This is a genomic window from Streptomyces sp. AC602_WCS936 (genome assembly GCF_019049125.1).
Classification (GTDB): Bacteria; Actinomycetota; Actinomycetes; order Streptomycetales; family Streptomycetaceae; genus Streptomyces.
On record NZ_JAGMUF010000008.1, the window covers coordinates 282,932 to 296,501 of the forward strand.

Here is a 13,570-nt window from a genome sequence, read left to right on the forward strand (position 1 = left end):
TGGCGCTTCCGGGTGGTGCGCGGCGGCGTTACTCTGCCGGGTACCGCTGGGGGGTGACGCCCGTGCGCCTGGCACCCAAGAAGGACGTACGTGTACCGCGCCTGGTCGGCCTGATGGCCGTGGACGCGCAGGAAGAGGCCCACGCGCGGGGCCTGTCCCTGCACGCGCCGGACCGGCCCGACCTGCACCTCGCCGTCGTCGACCACGTCGTACGCCAGTACCCGCCGCCCGGCGCGCACGTGCCGCGGGACTCGCAGGTGTACGTGTGGTTCGACTTCGGGGAAGGGGAGGGCGGCGGAGGCATCCGCGAACCGCGCGTGCCGGGGCCGCCGTGGGGCGGGCTGCGGCGGGAGCTGACCGAGCCGGGTCACGGCGGGCCGGACGCGGCCGGATCGGAAGTGGGCGGACCGCCGTGCTGCGCGGTCCTCAGCCGGCCTTGAGGCGTTGCGCGGTCCTCAGCTTCACCTTGAGCCGTTGCGCGGTCCTCAGCTCGCCTTGAACCGCCGCGCGGCCCTCAGCTCGCCTTGAACCCCCGGTGCAGCGCCACCACGCCGCCCGTCAGGTTCCGCCACGCCACCTTCGACCAGCCGGCCTTGCCCAGCCGCTCGGCGAGCGCCGGCTGGTCGGGCCAGGCGCGGATGGACTCGGCGAGGTAGACGTACGCGTCGGGGTTGGACGACACCGCGCGGGCCACCGGCGGCAGGGCGCGCATCAGGTACTCGGTGTAGACGGTGCGGAACGGCGTCCAGGTGGGGTGCGAGAACTCGCAGATGACGACCCGGCCGCCGGGCCGCGTCACCCGGTACATCTCGCGCAGTGCCGCATCGGTGTCCTGCACGTTGCGCAGCCCGAAGGAGATGGTGACGGCGTCGAAGGTGTCGTCCCGGAACGGCAGCCGCGTCGCGTCGCCCGCGGTGAACGGCAGCCAGGAGTGCCGTTCCTTGCCGACCTGGAGCATGCCGAGGGAGAAGTCGCAGGGGACGACGTAGGCGCCGGTGCGGGCGAAGGGCAGGGAGGAGGTCGCCGTGCCCGCCGCGAGGTCCAGGACCTTCTGCGCGGGGCGGGCGTCGACGGCCCGGGCGACCGCCTTGCGCCACGCCCGGTCCTGGCCGAGCGAGAGCACGGCGTTCGTCAGGTCGTACCGTTCCGCGACGTGGTCGAACATCGAGGCGACTTCGTGCGGCTGCTTGTTCAGGGAAGCGCGGGTCACGGGCCCATTGTTGCAGCACGTGTCCTCTGCGGCGCGGACGGGCTCACGGCAGCGGGCACGGCCTCCTGCACGCGGCGGCGTCCTGCGCGCGGCGGCGTCCTCCACCCACCCGACCCGCGGTCCCGGGACCGAGGCCCCTGAGAAGCTCGGCTCAGCGCCCCCGGTACACCAGACGCCCGCCCACGACGGTGGCCACGCACGTGGACGCGCCCTCCCGCACGAGCGCGGCCCGGTCGGGTACGTCGAACACCGCGAACCGGGCGGGTTTCCCGGGAGCGAGCCCAGGAAGCAGCACGAGCGGAACCGGCGAGAAGGACGCAGGCCCGGGCAGACCGGCCGGCCGCCCCGCCAGGGCGAGCCCCGCTCCGCGCACCGCGTCCAGGGCCGCGCGGCCGCGCAGCTCACCGGCGACGGCGACCGTGCCGTGCGCCAGCATGCGCTGTACCCCTCGGCGCGCGCTGGCGCCCCGCGCGGACGCGTTCGCAGCGAAGAGTACCCGCGCGCGCTCCCCGAAGAGCGGCTCGGTGCCCAGCCGGTCCGCTTCGCGCGGGTCGGGGTGGTACGCCTGCTCCAGCAGTTCCGGGCCGTACGGGTTGAGCAGTCCGGGCGTCAGGATGCCGGGCCACCGGCGCACCCGCGCCCGCGGGTGGTCGGCGGCCAGTGCCTCGTACGGGCCGACGGCGGCGAGCTGCGCGCCGTCGACCACGACGGCCGTCTCGGGCGAGGCCTCGGACACGTGGATCGTGAGCACGTTGGCCTCAGTTGGGGGCGAGCAGCTTCAGCTCGGGGTGGGCCGTGCCGCCCGCGATGGCGGTGGACGAGATGTGGGAGACGACGCGCTCGTCGACGGGGTCGTTCGCCGGGTCGTCGTGCACGACGAGGTGCTCGTACGTCGTGGCCCGCTGCGCCGGGACGCGCCCCGCCTTGCGGATCAGGTCGATGATCTCCAGCCGGTTGGACCGGTGCTTGGCGCCCGCGGAGGAGACGACGTTCTCCTCCAGCATGATCGAGCCGAGGTCGTCGGCGCCGTAGTGCAGGGAGAGCTGGCCGACCTCCTTGCCGGTGGTCAGCCAGGAACCCTGGATGTGGGCGACGTTGTCGAGGAAGACCCGGGCGATGGCGATCATCCGCAGGTACTCGAAGAGCGTGGCCTGCGTGCGGCCCTTCAGGTGGTTGTTCTCAGGCTGGTAGGTGTAAGAGATGAAGGCGCGGAAGCCGCCGGTGCGGTCCTGCACGTCCCGGATCATCCGCAGGTGCTCGATGCGCTCGGCGTTGGTCTCGCCGGTGCCCATGAGCATGGTGGACGTCGACTCCACGCCCAGGTTGTGGGCGATCTCCATGATCTCCAGCCAGCGCTCACCGGACTCCTTGAGCGGGGCGATCGCCTTGCGCGGACGCTCGGGCAGCAGCTCCGCCCCGGCTCCGGCGAAGGAGTCGAGCCCGGCGGCGTGGATGCGCTGGATCGCCTCCTCGACCGACACCTTCGAGATCCGCGCCATGTGCTCGACCTCGCTCGCCCCCAGGCTGTGGATGACCAGCTCGGGGAACTCCTTCTTGATGGCGGCGAAGTGCTGCTCGTAGTACTCCACGCCGTAGTCCGGGTGGTGGCCGCCCTGGAACATGATCTGCGTGCCGCCCAGCTCGACCGTCTCCGCGCAACGGCGCAGGATGTCGTCGAGGTCGCGACTCCAGCCCTTCTTGGTGTCCTTGGGGGCCGCGTAGAAGGCGCAGAACTTGCACGCCGTGACGCACACGTTCGTGTAGTTGATGTTCCGCTCGATGATGTACGTCGCGATGTGCTCGGTCCCGGCGTACTTGCGCCTGCGTACGGCGTCGGCGGCGGCGCCCAGCGCGTGCAGCGGGGCGTCCCGGTAGAGGTCGAGCGCCTCTTCGGGGGTGATCCGCCCACCGGCGGCGGCGCGGTCGAGGATGGGCTGAAGGTCGGCCTTCTCGGTCACCGGCGTCCCTTTCGCAAGGTTCGTAAGGGTTGTGGACGGACGCGACCAGCGTACGCCAGGGGGTTCGCGCCTCCGTCGTCAGGCCGCGTAGGCCCCGGCCAGAACGCCGAGGAAGGCGCCCGCGATCAGGAACGGCCCGAACGGGATGGCCGTCTTGCGCCCCGCCCGCCGGGCGACGACGAGGGCGCCGCCGTAGAGCGCGCCGAGCAGGAACCCGGCGAAGGTGCCGAGCATGAGGGTCGGCCAGCCGTACCAGCCGAGGACGGCACCCGCGCCGAGGGCGAGCTTGACGTCGCCGAAGCCCATGCCGGCCGGGTTGATCAGGAAGAGCACGCCGTAGCCGCCGCCGAGGGCGAGGGCGCCCAGCAGGGCGGTGGTCCACTCCCCGGCGTGCTCGGGCACGAGCGCGGTGAGCCCGAGGAGGACGAGTGCGGCGCCGGCGAGCGGCAGGGTGAGGGGGTCGGGCAAGCGCCGTACCCGCAGGTCGACGGCGGCCAGCAGCACACCGACCGGAGCGAGCAGCAGCCAGACCGCCACCTCCGGGCGGGTCCCGGTGGCGGCGGCGAGGGCGGCGCAGACGAGGGCGGTGACGGTGGCGAGGGCGGTGGTGCCGGGGCCATAACTCGCCTGGCCGGTCGCGCACTGCCCGCACCGGGCCCGACCGAGCCAGCCCGGCACGGGATGCTCCCGCGGGCACCGCTCGCGCCACGCCTCCCCCGCGGGGGCGGAGAAGCGGTAGGCGGCCCGCGGCAGCAGCGACCCCGTCACCAGGCCCCAGAACGCGGCGACGAGGACGACCAGGAGGTCGAGGCTCATCCCGCCGCCGCGACGCGATCGCGCCAGGTGGGCAGCAGTTCGTCGAGCAGCGCCTCGGTGCGCGGCGGCAGCCCGCGGGCCCCGCTGCGGTCGACGAGGTCGGCGGCGAGAGCGTGGAGCCGGTTGGTGTCGTCGGTGGCGTGCGTGGCGCGCAGCAGCTCGTGCCACAGGCGCTCGTCGGCGGGGGCGGTGCGCAGGGCCGCGTTCAGTGCCTCGATGGCCTTCTCCGCGCGGTTCTTCTCCAGGTGGAACTCGGAGAGCGCGAGCCCGGTGTCGGCGACGAGCAGCGGGAGCTGGGCGTCGACGATCTCGTGGGTGAGCCAGCGGTAGCGGCCCTCGGGCCGGTCGGCGAGCAGCGGCCCGCGCACCAGCACCAGCGCGTCGGTGAGCAGCCGCCCGCGCACCTGGCGGCTGCCGACGCCGCGGCCCTGCGTGGCCTCGTAGTAGAGGGAGCGCAGGACGTCGAGGTCGGAGACGACGGACTTGGCGAGGGTGAGCCGTCCACTGGCGTCCGTGCCGAGCCGCGGGGTGCCGTCGGGGTCGGTGCCGAGCCAGGCCCGCAGCCGCTCCAGCAGCGCGTCGCGCACGTCCGCCGTCACGCCGCGCGGCCACAGCGCGGAGGACAGCACGCGCGGGTGGACGCCCTCGCGGTGCAGCAGCAGCAATGCCAGCGCCTCGTGGAGCAGGGCACTGCGGTCGCCGTCGGGCGCGTCCAGGCCGATGATCTCGTACGACCCGACGAGGCGGGCGTACACCGCGGGCCGCCCCTGCTCACTGATGTCGACGAGGAACGGCGGGCGGTTGGCCGCGCCCCCCGAGCCACCCGAGCCCCCGGACCCGCCGGGACCGTGCTCGGGGTCGGCGTCCGTGAACAGCTCGACGACGGCCCGCTGCTGGGCGGCCGGCAGCATCTGCGCCTCCAGCTCCAGCCCGAGGAGCGGCGCGAGCAGCTTGCCCTCGCCGGTGATCTGCATCTCCCAGGCGGCGCCCGGGAGGTCGGCGCCCTCGGTGCCGACGAGGTAGCCGATGCCGAGACGGCCGGCGTCGGCGGCGAGTTCGGCGAGGCGGAGGGCGTCCTCGTCGGAGGGCTGCGCGGCGAGCAGGACGAGGTGCGGGGCCCAACGCGTGTGCTGGGCGGGCCCGGTACGGCCGGTGAGGACGGAATCGTGCCCGGCGGCACCGAGCGCGCCGCGCCGCTGCCGGGTCTCGGCGGACATGGTCTCGAAGAGGTCCTCGAACCCGTCGAGGTGCCGGATGCGGTTGGGGGCTAGCGGCGTGAGGTCGTCCCCGAAGCCGACGAGCGTGATGGTCATGCGGTCGGACCAGCCGTTGGTGGCCAGTTCGGCGGCGACCGACGCGAACACGGCGGTCCGGTCGGCCTCGGTGCCGCCGAGCGAGACGATGCCGGGCACCGACTCCAGGTTCAGCAGCAGCCGGGAGTCGTCCATGGTGCCGAGGCTGACGAGTCCGGGGTACGGCGCGGCGGTGTCGGCGTCCTCGTACCGCTCGGCGTCGGCGCGGGCCAGCAGCCAGAAGGTCTGGTCCTGCCCGAGCTGCCAGGGCGTCGGCGGCTTCCCGGCCGGCTGGGCGAGCTGGAGGTGCAGGTCGCCGTTGCCGCCCATCCAGGCCGCGTACACGACCGGCAACGGCCGCGACTCGGCGGCGAGTGCGGCGGCGAGCCCGCGCAGCGCCCGGTCCAGCAGGCGTACGCCCTCGGGGTCGGCGCCGACGAGGAGCGCGTCCTGCACGTCCTGGGCGTCGCCGGTGGGCGTGGGCGGCTCCATGCCGCGCCGCCCGGCGACGCTGCCGAGCGCCGACTGCCACAGCGCCTGCCGGCGCCGGCGGCCGAGGGCGCCGAGGAGACCGGCGGCGAGGAGTGGGGCGGCGAGGAGGGCTTCGGGGAGGCCGAAGGAGTGGTCGGCCGCGGCGGGGGTGGCTTGGTCGTGTCCGGTGCTGCCAGTGCTGGGGGCGGGCGTCGCGGGAGTGGCGGGTGCGGGTCGCTGCTCGGGGAGGGAGACCTGGGCGTTGTCGCCGCCCCCCTGGACCCCGGCCCCACCGGCCCCACCGGCCCCCTGGGCCCCGCTGCCGGCTCCGCCACCGCCCTGTGCGTGGTCGCCGGTCTGGGCGTAGTCGCTGATTTGCTGCTGCACCTGCTCGGAGACGTTCGGCGCCTCGTCGGGCATCTCGACGAGCTCGCCGCCGCGGGCGTCGCCGGGCATCTCCATGATCCAGCCGGGCCGGATGAGGCTGGCCTCGGACAGTTTGGACCCGTCCGGCTGCACGCGGTCCTTGTTGAGCTCGAAGATCTCCTTGTACCGGCGTCCGTCACCGAGGTGCCGGTCGGCGATCTCCCAGAGGGAGTCGTGGTGACGTCCCTCGGGCGGCTGGATGCGGTAGTACTTCGTGTCGCCGTGCGCGGCGGAGGCACCGTCGGCGCGGGCCGCGGCCTGACCGGCCTGCTCGGCGAGGGCGCTCGCGGTGCCGGCGGCCTGCTCCTGCTGCTGGGCGAAGATCCCCGGCGTCTGCTGCGCCGCCGCCACGGAGGGCTTCTGGTTGCCCTCGATGCTCTGCCCGAGCTGCGACAGCCCCGGCGTGAGGCTGGCCGCGGTGGCGCCGACCAGCAGCAGCGCGGCGACGAGCTGCCGGGCGAGCAGCTGACTGGGCCCGGACCCGGGCACCCGCCCCGGCACCCCGACGCCGGACAGCGCGGCCTTGACCTCGACGAGCACGCAGGCGGTGAACTGCGCCCACGCGAACCAGACGACGACGGTCAGAATGTTCAGGAAGGTCTGGACGGTGATCTCACGCTGCAGCCAGTCCAGGCTGGGCACTCCGTCCGGCAGCGGCCACCCGATCTGCATGGCCAGCGCGAGGGGTACCCCGACGACGAGCACAAGCAGTACGACGAACGCGAGGAACGCCTTGACGAAGTCCCCGAACGACCGCCGCCGCACCCGCACCGGCTGAGGCGTCCGGTTCCTCGGTGCCGCCGAGGGAGCCGTCGAGCTTGCGGAGCTTGAGGTGCGGCGTCGCGGCATGGGCGGTGTCCTGGGTCGTGGGCCGTGTGGGCCGGAAGCGGCGGGAGCGTCCGGTATGAGGGATGTGCTGAGCCTACAGAGATCTTATGGACTCCCGCCGACACCGTCGAAAGCCCGCGTACGGACGCCCGCGCAACATCCGCCCGCTTCGCGCCCTTTGCCCCGCAACGCCGTCAACCCCTTCACCGCCCCCACACAATCCCCAGAAACCGGCCAGGTCCCCTGCACCGCCCGCTGATAGCTTCGTTCCCTCTCGCAACGCCGTACCCCGGGGGGACAACCGTGGCCCGCAGCGCCTTCTCGATCACCGCCGCCACCTTCACCGCGACGGCGGCACTGCTCCTGACGGCGTGCGGCGGGGGCGGGGACGATTCCTCGTCGGAGGACATCAAGGGGGCGGACACGGGGGCGGGCAGCTCCTCGCCGTCGGCCTCGGCGTCTGCGGCGTCCGGCCAACCGGACCTGAGCCTGCCGACCGACCTGAAAGTCGATTTCGACGCCCCTCAGCCGCCCGATGACCGTCACGCAGCGGCACTCGACAACGCCAAGAACTACATCCTGGCCCTGAACCACGGCATCACCGCCCAGGATCCGGAGGACCCGGGCTATCAGTTCTACTCACTCGGCAACGCCACCAAGTACGCCAGGCAGCAGATCCAGGCCTGGGTCGACGACGAGTGGACCGCCACCGGGACGGACAGCTACTACAAGACCCGGACCGACGACGTCAGCGACTCCGGTGGTGTGCTCGTCAGGATGTGCCGGGACCAGAGCAAGTTCTTCGGCAAGAACGTCAAGACCGACAAGGTCAAGTACACCGAGGGCAGCCTCAATGACTACCAGGAGTTCCGTCTCCTCATGAAGCCGCCCCAGGGCTCTCAGGAGATCTGGAAGGTGCTGCAGATCGAGGTGCAGGGACGTGTGAAGGAGTGCCGGCGATGACCGCCAGGCCCCTCGCTCTGCGCTGGGCATCCGCACTGACCGCCACGGCTGTCCTGTGGCCCGCAGGTGCCGCACACGCGGCGGGCCCGGAGGACAACACCACAGTGCCGCCCGCCGATCAGCCGAGTGGCAACACCACCGGCGACGGGACACTGTCGGCGTCGGTCTCCCACATCAAGGTCACCTATGTGAGCGGGAGTGGAAGCGGCGACAAACAGGGCAACCTCGGTACGGTCGATCCCGACTGGAAGCCTCCGGCCTGTTGGTACGAGCCCATCTTCACGCCCGAGCAACTCAAGCACTTCGTGGAGACGGACAGTGGCGGCGACGTGGGCATCCACGAGTCCTGGTGGGGCGAGGGCCTGTGGACGGACCACTATCGAGACGGAAAGCCGGCGGACAACTTCGATCTGGGATCGCCCGAGAACAGCTCCGCCGAAGGCTACAAGGACTACAACCTCGGCAAGGACGGGTACTTCTGGCGCGGCGTCGCCCCCGATCCCTCAGACCCGGACTCCTGGGACTGCGGCCGGATCATGTTCTGGGTGGACGCGGGGGAGGTACCGGACGACCCGAACAGCCCGACACCCCAGACACTCGCCGAGTACGCCTACGACAAAGTCAAGGTTCCCGAGACCGAGGTCGAGCTGAAGCCCGCCGCCAAGTCCACGGTCAACCTCCCCACCTGGGTCTGGCTCGACAAGGGCACCTTCAAGGAGGTCAAGGTCCGCGCCGAGCTCCCGAACACGGGCCTGTGGGCGGAGACGACCGCCAAGCCGGTCACCCTGCACCTGGAGCCCGGTACGGACGACGCGGAGACCTTCCCAGCCTCCGGCGACTGCGAGATCAACGCCGACGGCTCCATCGGGACGCCGTACACGAAGGGCAAGGCCGACGAGACCCCGCCCTGCGGCATCCGCTACCTACGGGCCTCCAACGGCGAGCCGTACCAACTGAAGGCGTCGGTCACCTGGGAGATCTCCTGGCAGGGCTCCGGCGGCACCGCGGGCGACCTCCCGGACGGCACCTTCGAGACGACGCAGGACATGGAAGTCCAGGAGATCCAGTCCATCAACCGCTGAACAGATCCTCGGCCCGCTCCGCGGTCATGGCGCGCCGAGCCCAGTCTTCGAGCTGGTCCAGATCCGAGCAGGCAAGCACACGCTCCCGCACGGCATCGGGCACCGGGGTGTCCCGCCACTCCAGGATGCGTAGCGTCATCTCGGCCCGATCCTCGACGCGTCCTTCCACCCGGCCTTCCTCGCGCACCTTCTCGGCCACTGGGTTGCTGAAGAAGTAGCGGATCTCCGACATCAGGTCCCTCCAGATCTCCTTGGCCCGGGAATCCGCCAGGCACGATTCGATGAGCTGCCCGAACACCGCCGCACTCTCGGCGTCGACAGTCCGCAGAGCGAAAGCCAACGGCTCAACGCCCTACGCCGCGACGAGGTCACACCACACGTACTTGCCCCGGTTGGCTCCCCTGGCCAGCGGCTGCCACCCCCACACGTCCGCGCACGCCCGCACCAGCGCGAGCCCCCGCCCCTCCTCCGCATCGGCGAGCGACGCCCACTTCCCCGGCGGCTCGGGCGGTTCGGGGTCGACGTCCCACGCCCCCACCCGCAGCACGCCGGCCGCCCACCGCACCCGCAGCGCGGCGGGTCCCTTGGTGTGGCGTACGGCGTTGGAGACCAGCTCGGCAGCGATCAGTTCGGCGGTGTCCACGAGGCGGATGAGGCCGTGCATGGTGAGGATGAGCCGGAGGGTGCGGCGGGAGACGGTGACTGCGCGTAGGTCGTTCGGGATGTAGAGGGTGTACTCCCAGGGGGCGGCCGGGTCGGCCGGTCGGGTTTCGGGCATGGGTGAACTCCGATCAGGTGGCAGGGAAGCGGCCGGTGGCATCGCCGCTTTACCAAGGCATGGCGAAGCAGTGCACTTCCGGCCTCGGTAGTAGCGCCGCGTATGCGGTACGCCACTGAACGTAGAGCAAAAATTTTTGCCCGCGCAAGCCGTTGCCCTAATCTGACCCTCGTAAGCGGTACATGGGCGGGCGAGTTGAGAGCCGGAGGGGACGCGTGGCACCAAGGAGCCGACCGACGGCGCGGCAGGTACGTCTGGGCACGGAACTGCGCAGACTGCGCGAGGCCGCCGGGCTGAAAGCCCGGGAGGTCGCCGGACTGCTCAGCTCGACTTCGGCTCAGATGAGTCAGGTCGAGGCCGGCTTCGCCGGAGTGAGCGAAGAGCGCGTGCGCCGATTGGCCGCCCACTACGCCTGCCCCGACGACGCCTTGGTCGATGCTCTCGTGGCGATGGCCACCGACCGCACCCACGGTTGGTGGGAGGAGTTTCAGGGCGTCCTACCCCCGGTCTTCCTCGACGTCGCCGAAGTGGAACAGCATGCGACGTTCCTGCGCGAAGTCGTCATCACGCACGTGCCCGGACTGTTGCAGACCCCGGAGTATGCCCGCGCGGTCTTCGGCTACATGGTCCCGGAACTGCCCGACAGCGAGCTGACTCCGCGCGTCGAGCACCGGGTGAAGCGCCGGGCAGTCGTCGAGCGCTCCCCTGCTGTGCCGTACGAGACCATCGTCCACGAAGCCGCGCTGCGCATCCGCGTGAGCGACCGCAAGGTGACTCGCGCCCAACTGCACAGACTCCTGGAGGAGTCGGAGAGGGAGAACATCACGGTACGAGTCGTCCCCTTCGACACCGACCACTTCGCCGGTGCCAGCGCCGCCATGATGCACGTGGGCGGCCCCCTGCCCCGTCTGGACACCGTGCTGCGCGACTCCCCCAGCGGCACCGCCTTCCTGGACGCCGAATCTCAGCTCGACCGTTTCCGGAAGCTGTTCCGTAGAGTGGAAAAGGCTGCACTCGACCCTGCCCGGACGCGGGACTTCATCCATAACCTGGCGAAGGAACTGTGAGGCGCGACGCGTGACCGTCCCCATCGACTGGCAGAAGTCCTCCTACTCCGAGGGAGGCGACGGCAACACCTGCGTGGAGATAGCCCCACTCGCCACCCGCGTCGCGATACGCGACTCGAAGGACACCTCCCAGGGCACAGTGACCGTTCCGCTGCACGCCTTCACCGCACTCGTCCAGAGCTTCAAGACAGCCACTCCCTGACCCCCTGTCTGCCTACTCCGCGACGATCCACCCGTGCGATAAGTTCATACGCACGTTCTAAGCGATAGGCATCGCACGTGTACGGGGGAGAACACGGTGTCCCACAGGCCGACGGACTGGCACGTACTCGACCTGGAGAAGGACCCGACCCCGGGCGACCCGCAACGCATACGCAAACTCGCCGGCACGCTGCACGACTTCGCCGACGAAGTGGCGGAGGCCCTCCGCGACCTCAAGGGCATAGCCAAGGAGGACGAGATCCTCTCTTGGGCGGGCAAGACGGCGGACGTGTTCGCCGAGGAGTTCGAGGACGTCCCGAAGAAGCTCCGGAAACTGAAGAAGTCGTACGACCTGGCAGGCGACGCGCTGGCGAGCTTCTGGCCCGACCTCCAGGACGCCCAGGAGAAGGCCGACAAGGCCCTGCGCGACGGCCGTAAGGCGCGCGACGAACTCACCACCGCCCAGACGGCGTTGTCGGGAGCGAACGACTGGGTCCGCACCACTACCGAGAAGGTGGACTCCTACGACCCCGCCAAGAACGGCGGCAAGGACATACCCAAGCCCGACGAGGCCGACGTACGGCGTGCCACCCGCGACGCCCAGCACGCGACGGCCCGCCAGGCCACGGCCGAGCGGAACGTCGAAAACGCGAAGGACGCCCTGGACGCGGCCAGAAAGCTCGCCGCCCAGGCCAAGGGCCTGCGCGAGGACGCCGCGCGCCAGACGGTGACCAAGCTCCAGGAGGCGTCGGACGCCGGTATCCCGAACCGGCACTGGTGGGAGGAGATCGGCGACTGGGTCTCCGACCACTGGGACGAGATCGTCACCGTCTGCAAGTGGGTCGTCGCCGTCGTCGGGATCATCGTGATGATCGTGGGCGGCCCGCTGGGGTGGCTGGTGTTCGCGGCGGCCCTGGTCGTGATGGCCGACACGATAAGAAAAGTCATCAAAGGCGAGGCCGGTTGGGGCGACCTCCTATGGGCGGCACTGGACTGCATACCCGCGACCAAGGGCATCACGAGCCTGGCGAAGCTCGGCAAGCTTTGGCAAGCAGGAGGGCTGAAGGGCCTAGGTGCCGGTTTCATGAACGGCATCGGCGGCGGCCTAAAAGGTATGGCCAGCAAGCTACGCCGAGAAGGATTTCTAGAAGATCCTGGGCTGTTTCGCCGCACAGTCAACCTTGGCCCGTTCAAGGGCCTCTCTGTTCCCATGCAGATGCGATCGGTACGTCGAGCTGCCCGAGAGGGCGGCATCGGCCTGTCCGGAACCAAAATTCGAATAGACCGCAACCCAGACTTGGTCGGCAAGAACCTTTTCGGGTACACACACCCGAAAGGCACAATAACACTGTACCCTGACGCCTTCACAGACATGGAAACTCTGGTTGCGACCGTCGGCCATGAGAGAATGCACGTTATGCAGTTTGCGATTCATGGCCCCGTCGATGACGCGATCGTGGATGGTGCCAAGCGAGAAGCAGCTTGTTACGATATCGAGCAGTCGTTCATCGATTACTACAGGTCCGGCGGGAGGTCGAGGTGAGAGAAAAACAGTTCGACAGGTGGTCACTACTGGCTGCCCGGATTATCCATAACGAGGTTGCAGAAAGCGACGCGACATGCCCCAACTGCAACGCGCGAACCGTTCGGTGTGTAGCTCTGGGCAACGAGAGCACTCGCATGGGATATTCACTCTGCTGGTGCAATACTTGCTTGACCGGAATCACCATCTCGCGAATCAGGGTGCCACAGGAATTCACCTTGCATCCATTTTCGGTTGACCCTGACACTCTCTACGTCCCTCGCTTCAAGGAAGTAAGACCTGAATGAACGAGCCTACCCATCAGGAATCACCCATCGGCTTGGCACTCTCCGTCCCTGACTCCTGGTGGGAATTCAGTGTTCGCCCTGAAGGCAGAGAGGCGACTGTCCGCCATCTAGTCGACGACCGTATACGCGAAATTCCAGAACTCGCCCCCTACCGCTCCGAAGCTTGTGCGATGCTCCGCAAGATGGCGAAGGACGCATACGACTCCGGTGCCGTCTACCTGGGCTGTATGGCCGAGAACTTCGACGGCGTTCCGCTCTCCGCGACCGTCACCGTGTCCGTGCTCGGTGCCAAGAACAAGCAGGGTGTCGCCCTGTCCACCGACCCGCGGGCCATCGCCGAGAGCCTGCGCACGATCACTCCCCGCCGGGAGGGGGACGCTTGGCGCAAAGTCACGACAGTGGACATCCTCGAAGTCGGCACAGCGGCACGAACCTACGGCGTCGAGGACGTGCCCGTCGCCCAGGGCGACAGTCGTACGCTGCGCATGGTGCTGACCCAGACGTACATTCCCGTCCCGGGAACCACCGACCAGGTCGTCCTCGTCTCCGGGGCCAGCCCGGTACTCGATCTCGCCGAGGCGTTCCACGACATCTTCGACGCGGTGACCAGCACCTTCCGTTTCGTCTGACAGTTGGGGGCTTCGGACC

At 70.1% G+C, this 13,570-nt stretch carries 14 protein-coding genes; 7 read left to right on the forward strand and 7 right to left on the reverse strand.

What is annotated here, in order from left to right:
- Positions 1 to 53 precede the first annotated feature (53 nt).
- The gene (locus KUM03_RS04055; protein ID WP_217245588.1) at positions 54 to 440 is read left to right on the forward strand and encodes a PASTA domain-containing protein; all 387 of its coding nucleotides are present in this window, start codon (positions 54 to 56) and stop codon (positions 438 to 440) included.
- 74 nt (positions 441 to 514) lie between these two features.
- On the opposite strand, the gene KUM03_RS04060 is transcribed toward KUM03_RS04055, so the two are convergent.
- The 5 genes from KUM03_RS04060 to KUM03_RS04080 all read right to left on the reverse strand — a co-directional run bounded on the left by KUM03_RS04060 (position 515) and on the right by KUM03_RS04080 (position 7,022).
- Positions 515 to 1,210, reverse strand: a complete 696-nt coding sequence (locus tag KUM03_RS04060) for a demethylmenaquinone methyltransferase (protein WP_217245589.1) — start codon at positions 1,208 to 1,210, stop codon at positions 515 to 517.
- 151 nt (positions 1,211 to 1,361) lie between these two features.
- Entirely contained in the window at positions 1,362 to 1,961 is a 600-nt protein-coding gene (locus KUM03_RS04065; protein WP_217245590.1) for a hypothetical protein, read from the reverse strand.
- A 7-nt stretch (positions 1,962 to 1,968) separates the two neighbouring features.
- Complete coding sequence (gene mqnC, locus KUM03_RS04070; protein ID WP_217245591.1) at positions 1,969 to 3,168, reverse strand: cyclic dehypoxanthinyl futalosine synthase; 1,200 nt, start codon at positions 3,166 to 3,168, stop codon at positions 1,969 to 1,971.
- A gap of 78 nt (positions 3,169 to 3,246) precedes the next feature.
- Entirely contained in the window at positions 3,247 to 3,984 is a 738-nt protein-coding gene (locus KUM03_RS04075; protein WP_217245592.1) for an A24 family peptidase, read from the reverse strand.
- A complete protein-coding gene (locus tag KUM03_RS04080; protein ID WP_254398769.1) occupies positions 3,981 to 7,022 on the reverse strand; it encodes a BTAD domain-containing putative transcriptional regulator in 3,042 nt (1,013 codons plus the stop codon). The genes KUM03_RS04075 and KUM03_RS04080 overlap by 4 nt, the downstream gene beginning before the upstream one ends.
- 282 nt (positions 7,023 to 7,304) lie before the next feature.
- Between KUM03_RS04080 and KUM03_RS04085 the strand changes: the two genes are divergently transcribed.
- Both KUM03_RS04085 and KUM03_RS04090 read left to right on the forward strand, forming a co-directional pair.
- Positions 7,305 to 7,964, forward strand: coding sequence for a hypothetical protein (locus KUM03_RS04085; protein ID WP_217245594.1), 660 nt, complete (start codon positions 7,305 to 7,307; stop codon positions 7,962 to 7,964).
- Complete coding sequence (locus KUM03_RS04090) at positions 7,961 to 9,046, forward strand: hypothetical protein (protein ID WP_217245595.1); 1,086 nt, start codon at positions 7,961 to 7,963, stop codon at positions 9,044 to 9,046. Before KUM03_RS04085 ends, KUM03_RS04090 begins: the two co-directional genes overlap by 4 nt.
- Here KUM03_RS04090 and KUM03_RS04095 read toward each other — a convergent pair.
- Together KUM03_RS04095 and KUM03_RS04100 are read right to left on the reverse strand one after the other, a co-directional pair.
- The gene (locus KUM03_RS04095; protein WP_374225252.1) at positions 9,036 to 9,344 is read right to left on the reverse strand and encodes a hypothetical protein; all 309 of its coding nucleotides are present in this window, start codon (positions 9,342 to 9,344) and stop codon (positions 9,036 to 9,038) included. The two genes, KUM03_RS04090 and KUM03_RS04095, sit on opposite strands and share 11 nt — an antisense overlap.
- Before the next feature lie 54 nt (positions 9,345 to 9,398).
- On the reverse strand, positions 9,399 to 9,824 hold the full coding sequence (locus tag KUM03_RS04100) for an ATP-binding protein (RefSeq protein ID WP_217245596.1): 426 nt from the start codon (positions 9,822 to 9,824) through the stop codon (positions 9,399 to 9,401).
- 215 nt (positions 9,825 to 10,039) lie between these two features.
- On the opposite strand from KUM03_RS04100, the gene KUM03_RS04105 reads away from it, so the two are divergent.
- From KUM03_RS04105 to KUM03_RS04120, 4 genes are all read left to right on the forward strand, one after another.
- Positions 10,040 to 10,891 carry a helix-turn-helix transcriptional regulator gene (locus KUM03_RS04105; protein WP_217245597.1) on the forward strand — a complete coding sequence of 284 codons (852 nt, stop codon included), beginning with the start codon at positions 10,040 to 10,042 and terminating at the stop codon, positions 10,889 to 10,891.
- A gap of 10 nt (positions 10,892 to 10,901) precedes the next feature.
- Positions 10,902 to 11,093 (forward strand): DUF397 domain-containing protein, encoded by a 192-nt coding sequence (locus tag KUM03_RS04110; protein WP_217245598.1) that lies wholly within the window; start codon positions 10,902 to 10,904, stop codon positions 11,091 to 11,093.
- A gap of 96 nt (positions 11,094 to 11,189) precedes the next feature.
- Positions 11,190 to 12,635, forward strand: coding sequence for a putative T7SS-secreted protein (locus KUM03_RS04115; protein WP_308406248.1), 1,446 nt, complete (start codon positions 11,190 to 11,192; stop codon positions 12,633 to 12,635).
- Between the two features lie 283 nt (positions 12,636 to 12,918).
- Entirely contained in the window at positions 12,919 to 13,551 is a 633-nt protein-coding gene (locus tag KUM03_RS04120) for a hypothetical protein (RefSeq protein ID WP_217245599.1), read from the forward strand.
- The last annotated feature ends 19 nt before the right edge of the window (positions 13,552 to 13,570 follow it).